The organism is Dietzia aerolata, assembly GCF_014144865.1.
Classification (GTDB): domain Bacteria; phylum Actinomycetota; class Actinomycetes; order Mycobacteriales; family Mycobacteriaceae; genus Dietzia; species Dietzia aerolata.
In genome coordinates this window covers 5,034-13,828 of record NZ_JAALDM010000329.1, presented here as the reverse complement: position 1 = coordinate 13,828, position 8,795 = coordinate 5,034, and the positions used below count along the sequence as shown (strand labels likewise).

Sequence of the window (8,795 nt, the reverse complement as noted above, 5' to 3'; positions counted from 1 at the left end):
CGCGCCGCGGTGCTCGCGGTTGCCGCCGGCGCCGCCGTTTCTGCCGCCTCTGCCGGGTCGGCGATGAGCACCAGCTCCGCCCACGCCACCGAGGCGGGCGACATCGCCCTTCTCGCCAACGGCGGCGAGGTGCCTTCGACGTCGTCCGCGACTCCGACGACGTCCGCCGCGCCGACCCCGTCCGCACCTGAGCTCGTGGTTCCCGCTTCGGCCCCGGCCGACGATGCGCCCGACGTGCACTCCGCGATGCTGTACGCGGGCACCGAGATCAACGCCCAGCGCGAGATCGAGGAAGAAAAGGCACGGCGCCCCAAGATCGCCATTCCCGCCCTCGGGGCCTTCACCTCGCCGTACGCGATGCGCTGGGGCAGCTTCCACAGCGGCATCGACATCGCCAACGCGGTCGGCACGCCGATCCTCGCGGCCACCGACGGCACCGTGGTCGACTCCGGCCCCGCCCAGGGCTACGGAAACTGGATCCGCATCATGTCGGACGACGGGGTCATGACCACCTACGGTCACATGGAGACCCTCGACGTGGCCAAGGGCGACCGGGTCGTCGCCGGCCAGAAGATCGCCGGCATGGGCAGCCTCGGCTTCTCCACCGGTTCGCACCTGCATTTCGAGGTCGAGGTCGACGGCCAGAAGATGGACCCCGTTACGTGGTTCCTCCAGCACGGCCTCGAGATCGCCGGCGCCACGGTCGGCTCCTCCGAGGGAGCCCCGGGATCCTCCTCCGCACAGGGATCGCTGGGTTACTGACCAACGCTCGACGGACGCTCCAGCGCTCCAGCTCAACAGACTTCCGAATAGGCGGGCCCGGACTTCTCCCGGCGCCCGCCTTCCGCATTCCAGGCGTGTTGGACGCGGTGGCCGTCTGAGGCCACGCAGGTATGCACTCTTGCTGTCGACTGTGCGGACCCTATGCGGCATCTGGGCGACCGCGACGCCGCATAACCCCCGCGGGGCGAGCGCTGCCGGCTGTCGGCGTTCTGGCTGGCAAGCATTGCGGCTGCGGCCCGCCCGCCTGGCCGGGGACTTACAGCTTCTGCATCGGGACGCCCCCGATGAGCATCAACCGGACCTTGCCCGACGCCCCGAAGTCAATCGTCGCCGTGGCCCGCGGCCCGCTCCCGTCACACGAGAGCACCTTGCCGAGCCCGTACTTGTCGTGGGTCACCCGATCGCCGGGCGCGAGTTCCAACGCCGGCGCTGACGCCCGAGCCTTGGGGATGCCGGCCGCCCCGCCCGCTGACCCGCCGCCGCGCGAGCCGCCCGAACTGTACCCGCCGGACCCGTAGCCTCTCGAACCGTAGCCACCCGAGCCACCCGAGCCGCCGCCGAAGCGACGCCGGCCCCCGAACGAGTCGCCGCCGAAATCCCTGTCCCCGAAGCCACCACCGGCCGGCTCCTCGCGCTCCCACTCGATCGCCTCGGACGGGATCTCCTCGAGGAACCGCGAACCCGGATTGGTCATGGGCTGCCCCCACGACGAGCGCATCATGGCCCGCGACAGGTACAGCTTCTTCCGCGCACGCGTGATCCCCACATACGCGAGCCGCCGCTCCTCCGACAACTCCGCAGGGTCACCGAGCGCACGCATGTGCGGGAACATCCCGTCCTCCAGCCCGATGAGAAACACCACCGGGAACTCCAGCCCCTTGGCGGTGTGGAGGGTCATCAGCGTGACCTGCCCCTCGTCCTCATCGGGAATCTGGTCGGCATCGGCCACCAGCGAGACCTTCTCGAGGAACGCCGCCAGCGAGCCGGGCGCGGCCAGCCCCTCGTCGAGGCCCTCCTCCAGCTCGGCATCGGCATCGGGGGCGGGGGCGGGGGCTGCATCGGAGTCGGTGGCCGGGACTGCGTCGGCGGGGGCCTCGGCGTCGGGGCCGAAGCCCTGCTCCCGCGCCGACAGCTGCAGCGCCGCCTCCGACGAGAATTCGCGGCCCACGCCCACCAGCTCGTTGAGGTTGTCCAGGCGAGCCGCGTCCTGCGGGTCGTTGGACGACTCCAGCTCAGCGCGGTACCCGGTGGTGGTGAGTACGGCCTCGACCAGCTCCCCCACATCCGGGACGGAGCCCTCCCCGCCGGCGTGGTCCTGCCCGTCGAGGCGTCCCCGGAGCTCGTCGATGAGCGCGACGAACCCGGCGATCGCCTTGACCGACCGCGTCGGCAACAACGACACTTTGCCCTCGGCGGCATCCCGCAGCGCCTCGCCGAAACCGATCCCGCGCTGCTCGGCATGCACCACCACGCAGGCCTCGGCCCGGTCACCGATCCCCCGCCGCGGCGTGTTGAGGATGCGCCGCAACGCCACCGTGTCCTCGGGATTGGCGATCACCTTGAGGTACGCGACGATGTCGCGCACCTCCTTGCGCTCATAGAACCGCGTCCCGCCGACCACCTTGTACGGCAACCCGAGCCGCACGAACACGTCCTCGATGACACGAGAGGAGTTGTTGGTCCGATAGAACACGGCCACATCGGAATAGGAGTACCCGCCTGAATCCACCAGCCGATCGATCTCGCCGGCGATGAACCGCGCCTCGTCGTGCTCGTTGTCCGCGACATACCCCACCAGCAACTCGCCGGTGCCCTCATCCGTCCACAGGTTCTTCTCCCGCCGCCCGGGATTGCGCGAGATCACCGCGTTGGCGGCCTGCAGGATCGTCTGCGTGGACCGATAGTTCTGCTCCAGCAGAATCGAGCGGGCGTCCGGATAATCGTGCTCGAAGTCCTCGATATTCCGGATTGTCGCCCCGCGGAACGCGTAGATCGACTGGTCCGCATCACCGACCACACACAATTCGGCCGGGGGGACGCCGACCTCGTCGTCGTCGTACTCTCCTTCTCCCCCGGTTCCCACCGCACCACCGACGAGGGTTCGCACCAGCACGTACTGGGCGTGGTTGGTGTCCTGGTACTCATCCACCATGACGTGGCGGAAGCGGCGCCGGTAGTAGGCGGCCACCTCGGGGTGCGCGCGCAGAAGCGCCACGGTCTCGCCGATCAGGTCATCAAAATCGAAGGCGTTGGCCGACTGCAGCCGCGCCTGGTACTCCGTGTACACCGCCGCGATGGTCTGGCCCGTGCGGTCCGAATCCTGGAGCGCCCGGTCCATGGCCTCCGACGGATCGCGCAACTCGTTCTTGTGACCGGAGATGACCGAGGCCAGCATCCGCGGCGTGAACTTCTTGAGCTCGAGCTGCTGCTCCTTGGCGATCATCCCCAGCAGGCGGCGCGAATCATCCGAATCGTAGATCGTGAAGTTCGAGTTCCGCGTGCCCAGCAGCGCCGACTGCGCCCGCAGGATCCGCACGCAGATGGAGTGGAAGGTCGCCACCCACATGCGCTCCGCGTGCGGCCCAACCAGCGCCGACACCCGCTCGCGCATCTCGGCGGCGGCCTTGTTGGTGAAGGTGATGGCCAGGATCTGCCCCGGGTGCGCCCCGCCCTCGGCGAGCAGGTACGCGATACGCCGCGTGAGCACGCTGGTCTTGCCCGAACCGGCACCGGCCACGATCAGCAGCGGGCCGCCGCGGTGGGTGACCGCGGCGGCCTGCGGCGGGTTGAGGCCGTCCAGAAGGGGCGAGGTGTGCGGGGCGGGAGCGTGTGCGGTGTCGGTCATCGTGGGACCAATCTACCCACCGGCTCCGACACCGGCCCCGCCCGCGAGCGCCGGGGCCGCCGGGCCGGCCCGCTACCTCTCGCTGGCCGCCATGAACTCCTCCACCTGCGCGGCATTGGCGGTGAGCTTGGGATCATTGCTGAGGTAGCGGTTGGTCTCCCGCACGATCAGCCCGGACAGGACCAGCAGGCCGATGAGGTTCGGGATCGCCATGAGCCCGTTCATCACGTCCGCGAAGTTCCACACCATCTCGAGCTCGGTGATCGCGCCGATGAACACCACGCAGGTGAACACCATGCGGTACGGGATCACGCCGCCCGCGCCGACGAGCCGCTCCATGCAGCGCTCGCCGTAATACGACCAGCCGAGCAGCGTGGAGAACGCGAAGAAGGCGATCGACACCGCGACCAGCTTGTCGCCGTCCGGAAGCGCGGAGGCGAACGCGTCGGCGGTCATGGTGCCGGCAAAATCGCCGCCCTGCTTCCAGACGCCGGTGGTCACCAGGACCAGGCCGGTGAAGGTGACGACGATGATCGTGTCGATGAACGTCTGCGTCATGGCGACCAGGCCCTGGCGGGTGGGGTGGGTGGTCTTGGCCGCGGCCGCCGCGATCGCCGCCGAACCCATGCCGGACTCGTTGGAGAAGATGCCGCGCGCGACACCCATCTGGATGGCATAGAGGATCGCTGAACCCGCGAAGCCGCCGACCGCCGCAGTGCCGGTGAAGGCGTCGGTGAACACGAGCCCCAGGGCGCCGGGGATGTGCTCGGCGTTGACGACCAGCACGATCAGCCCGCCGACGATGTACAGCAGGATCATCAGCGGCACGAATCCGGCCGTCACCCTGCCGATCGACTTGATGCCACCGAGCAGCACGGCGCCGGTAAGGACGAACAGGACGATGCCGGTGATGATCGGATCGAGACCGAACGAGTTCTCCATCTGGGTGGCCACCGCGTTGCCCTGCGTCATGTTGCCGATGCCGAAACTGGCCAGCACGGCGAACACCGCGAACATCAGGGACAGCACCAGGCCAATCTTGCCGCCGGTCTTGCCGAAGACCTCCGCGAACCCGCGATGCAGGTAGTACTGGGGTCCGCCGGACTGTTCGCCGCGCGCGTCGGTGATGCGGTAGCGCACGCCGAGGAACGCCTCCGAGTACTTGGACGCCATGCCCAGCAGCGCGGTGATCCACATCCAGAACAGCGCGCCCGGCCCGCCGAGCGCGATGGCCGTGGCCACGCCGACGATGTTGCCCACGCCGACGGTCGCGGCAAGCGCGGTGGTCAGCGCCTGGTAGTTGGAGATGTCGCCGACGCCGCCGTCGTCCTTGCGCTTGAGCAGCCCCAGCCGCAGCGCGGGCCCGAGCTTGCGGAACTGCAACATCCGCAGCCGGATCGTCAGGAACATGCCTGTTCCGAGCAGCAACGGGATGAGAACGAACGGCCCCCAGATCACCGAGCCGATGTCAGCGAGAATCGTAGTGAAAGTCTGCACGGGGGAACATTAGACGCAGGCGCACCCGTTTCGTGGCACAGTGGGATAATTCTGCGCATGAGCACCGACCCCGCCGGGACCGACGATCCGCTGTCCGAGGCCGAGATCCAGGAACTGCGCCTGGAGATCGACCGCCTGGACGCCCAGATCCTCGAGTCGATCCAGCGTCGCAGCGAGATCTCCAAGCGCATCGGCCGCACCCGGATGCAGTCCGGCGGCACCAAACTGGTCCACACCCGCGAGCTCAAGGTCTACGAGCGCTTCTCCGTCCTCGGCCAGGAGGGCCAGACCCTCGCGGGAATGCTGCTGCGCCTGGGCCGCGGACGGCTCGGGCAGTAGACAGCGAGGCGCCTCACCCCGGCCCGCGCCGCCCCGACGCAGAGGCGAAGCCCAGCCACGTGTGGTGATTGCCCGCCCAGCACCAGCCGAGCTTGGGCGCGCCCTTGTTCTCGCGCCCGTCGCGTCCCGTGCCGCCGCTGATCCACAGCGCCGGGGTCCGCGCGTCGAGACCAGCCGCGGCTCTGCGCCCAGCGGCAGGACCGGCCTTGCGCTTGCGGGACCCGATGCACATGAAGCACGCCCCGGGCTCGAGCACCTCGGGTTGCTGCAGAAGCCAGCTGACGCCCTCGGAGATGGTCAGCGGGGTGCGCCCGCGCGCGGCCAGTTCGGGTCCGGCGTCGTCGGGGGTCCAGCCGAGCAGGTCATCGCCGCGCGTCACGTCGCCGACCAGGTAGAGCGGGGCGTCGGGCACCGAGAACCCCGCCGTCGAGGTGATGTCGTCGATGGGCGTGAAGTCGGCGAGATCAACCATGTCGACGACGACGAAGCCGGCCCTGCCCTCACGGGTCATGAGTTCGGCCAGCCGCGCGACCGGAACCAGCGATGGATGAACGGCCAGCAATCGTGCAAAGGAACCCCCGGACTGGGCAGTTTCTTCGGACTGAGCCGCCTCCCCCGGCTGGACCGCCGCCCCCGCCTGAGCATCAGCCCCGGCCAACGCGTCGGCATGGGCAAGGAATTCGTCGTCGGAGATTCCCGCGAGGCCCGGGACGCCGAGCTCGATGAGCCGTTCGGTCTGCACGGCCAGCGGGATGGAGGTGGCACCGGAGGCGCCGGGAACATCTGGATGAACTGTCGGGGTCACGTCCTCTGAACGCCCGGCGGAGCGCCCGCATTCCCGACTAACCTCGGATGCATGACGGACCGATCCATGACGGACATCAGCACGACCGCCCAGTGGACAGCTGTAGAGGACCTGCTCCCCTCCATCGGCGAGGTGTCCTTGCGGGAGATGTTCGCCGACGATCCGGAGAGGGGCCGCCGCCTGTCCGTCACCGCGGGCGACCTCCACATCGATCTGTCGAAGAATCTGGTCACCGACGAGATCCTCACGGCCCTGACGGAGCTGGCCGACATCGCCCAATTGCCGGCGCAGCGAGCCGCCATGTTCCGGGGAGACCATATAAATACGACAGAGGACAGGGCGGTCCTCCATACGGCGCTCCGCCTTCCGGCTGACGCCGACCTCGTCGTCGACGCCCAGGACGTGGTCTCCGACGTACACGGCGTCCTGGACCGCATGACCGCCTTCGCGCACCGCGTGCGCTCGGGCGAGTGGCGCGGCCACACCGGCCAGCGCATCGACACGGTCATCAACATCGGCATCGGCGGTTCCGACCTGGGGCCGGTGATGGTCGACAAGGCCCTGCGGCATTTCCAGGCCGACGGGATCCGCGCGCACTACGTCTCCAACGTCGACCCCGCGGACCTGTCGGCGACCCTCGCGGAGATCGACCCCGCCACTACACTTGTAGTGGTCGCGTCCAAGACCTTCACCACGCAGGAGACCATGGCCAACGCGCACGCCGCGCGGCGCCACTTCATCGAGGAACTGGGCTCGGAGGACGCGATCGCGTCGCACTTCGTGGCCGTCTCGACCGCCGCGGACAAGGTCGCGGACTTCGGGATCGACGCGGCGCACATGTTCGAGTTCTGGGACTGGGTGGGCGGCCGCTACTCGGTATCCTCGGCGATCGGCCTGTCGGTGATGCTCACGGTGGGGCCGGCGGCGTTCGTCGAGTTCCTCGAGGGCTTCCACACGATGGACCTGCATTTCGCCACCGAGGCCCCAGCGGACAACGCGCCGGTCCTACTGGCACTGCTCGGCATCTGGTACACCTGCTTCCTCGGCGCCCAGTCCAAGGCCGTGATCCCCTACGTCCAGGACCTCGCGCGATTCCCCGCCTACCTGCAGCAACTCACCATGGAATCCCTCGGCAAATCGGTGCGGCTCGACGGCTCGGACGTGTCGTACGCGACCGGCGAGGTCTACTGGGGCGAGGCCGGCACCAACGGCCAGCACGCGTTCTTCCAGCTTCTGCACCAGGGCACGCAGCTCGTGCCGGTCGACTTCATCGGCGTCGCGATCCCCGGCGAGGACCTGCCCACCGCCGACGGCACCGGCTCCATGCACGATCTGCTGATGGCCAACATGTTCGCGCAGGCGCGCGTGCTGGCGTTCGGCAAGACCGAGGAGGAGCTGCTCGCCGACGGCGTCGATCCCGCCCTCGCGCCGCACAAGGTCATGCCCGGGAACCGGCCGAGCACCACGATCCTCGCGCCGTCGCTCTCGCCGGGCGTCGTGGGGCAGCTCATCGCGCTGTACGAGCACGTGGTGTTCACCCAGGCCGCGATCCTGGGGATCAACGCGTTCGACCAGTGGGGCGTGGAGCTGGGCAAGAAGCAGGCCGGGACCCTTCTGGACGTCCTGACCGCCGACGCGCATCCCGGAGATCAGTTCGATTCCTCCACCGATGCCCTGATCGACATCTATCGAGAGGCGCGCGGACGGCGCTGACGTAGCTGGCCCGGGCCGGCTACCACTGGCCGGCTGTCGCGGGCAGGACTGTCGGACCCGTGTGACATCGTCACGCCATGGCCACGATCTTCTGCACTGCCACGAGCCTAGACGGCTACATCGCCGACGACCGGGAGAGTTTGTCCTGGCTGTTCACGACCGAATCGGATGCCCCAGAGTCCGCGCCAGAGTCCGCGCCCGAACTCCCCCGGCTCCACTTCTCCAGGTTCTTCGCCGGCGTCGGCGCAATCGTGTGCGGTTACAACACCTTTGACTGGGTCCGCCGGGAACTGACGGCCAGCGGGGATCCGTTCGTCTGGCCGCACGAACAGCCCACCTGGGTCGTCACCCATCGCGACCCCGACCCGACGCCGGGCGTGACCTTCACCTCCAGCCCTATCGCCGACCTGCAGTCCGAACTGGTGAATGCCGCCGACGGCAAGGACGTTTGGATCGTCGGCGGCGGCGACCTCGCCGGCCAGTTCGCCGATCTCGGCCTCCTCGACCAAGTATGGATCCACCAGTGCCCGGTCACGCTCGGCGCCGGCCGCCCGCTCCTGCCTCGCCGCCTGCGCCTGCACCGGCGGGACGTGGAAACCGACGGCCAATTCACCGCCATGCTCTTCGACGTGGTCGGCCCCGAGCCCCGAACCGACAGCTGACCAAGCCCGAGCCCCACGCGACACCCGCGCCGAAACTTTTCGAATTTGATCGAACTAATCTATCGAACACCCTTGCCACCGCCCCGGGATGTCGGTACGCTGGAACTCAAGTTCGAAACAGTGTTATAGCCGGGAACGATTCGCGGACGGG

General features: G+C 68.7%; 7 protein-coding genes. 4 read left to right on the top strand and 3 right to left on the bottom strand.

Annotation, left to right across the window (positions count from 1 at the left end; all coding sequences use genetic code 11):
- On the top strand, nucleotides 1–762 hold a 762-nt coding region (locus tag G6016_RS16480), incomplete at its 5' end, for a M23 family metallopeptidase (protein ID WP_241730406.1).
- A gap of 277 nt (nucleotides 763–1,039) precedes the next feature.
- Here G6016_RS16480 and G6016_RS16475 read toward each other — a convergent pair.
- Together G6016_RS16475 and G6016_RS16470 are read right to left on the bottom strand one after the other, a co-directional pair.
- A complete protein-coding gene (locus G6016_RS16475) occupies nucleotides 1,040–3,628 on the bottom strand; it encodes a UvrD-helicase domain-containing protein (RefSeq protein WP_182633673.1) in 2,589 nt (862 codons plus the stop codon).
- A gap of 72 nt (nucleotides 3,629–3,700) precedes the next feature.
- The gene (locus G6016_RS16470; protein WP_182633672.1) at nucleotides 3,701–5,125 is read right to left on the bottom strand and encodes an amino acid carrier protein; all 1,425 of its coding nucleotides are present in this window, start codon (nucleotides 5,123–5,125) and stop codon (nucleotides 3,701–3,703) included.
- 57 nt (nucleotides 5,126–5,182) lie between these two features.
- Between G6016_RS16470 and G6016_RS16465 the strand changes: the two genes are divergently transcribed.
- Entirely contained in the window at nucleotides 5,183–5,464 is a 282-nt protein-coding gene (locus G6016_RS16465; protein ID WP_182633671.1) for a chorismate mutase, read from the top strand.
- Nucleotides 5,465–5,477: 13 nt separating this feature from the next.
- Here the strand turns inward: G6016_RS16465 and G6016_RS16460 are convergent, their stop codons facing one another.
- Nucleotides 5,478–6,269 (bottom strand): DUF5701 family protein, encoded by a 792-nt coding sequence (locus G6016_RS16460; RefSeq protein WP_338403657.1) that lies wholly within the window; start codon nucleotides 6,267–6,269, stop codon nucleotides 5,478–5,480.
- A gap of 66 nt (nucleotides 6,270–6,335) precedes the next feature.
- Here G6016_RS16460 and pgi point away from each other — a divergent pair, with 66 nt between their 5' ends.
- Nucleotides 6,336–7,982, top strand: a complete 1,647-nt coding sequence (pgi, locus tag G6016_RS16455; RefSeq protein WP_182633677.1) for a glucose-6-phosphate isomerase — start codon at nucleotides 6,336–6,338, stop codon at nucleotides 7,980–7,982.
- Between the two features lie 77 nt (nucleotides 7,983–8,059).
- Nucleotides 8,060–8,644 carry a dihydrofolate reductase family protein gene (locus G6016_RS16450; protein WP_182633670.1) on the top strand — a complete coding sequence of 195 codons (585 nt, stop codon included), beginning with the start codon at nucleotides 8,060–8,062 and terminating at the stop codon, nucleotides 8,642–8,644.
- Nucleotides 8,645–8,795: the final 151 nt, after the last annotated feature.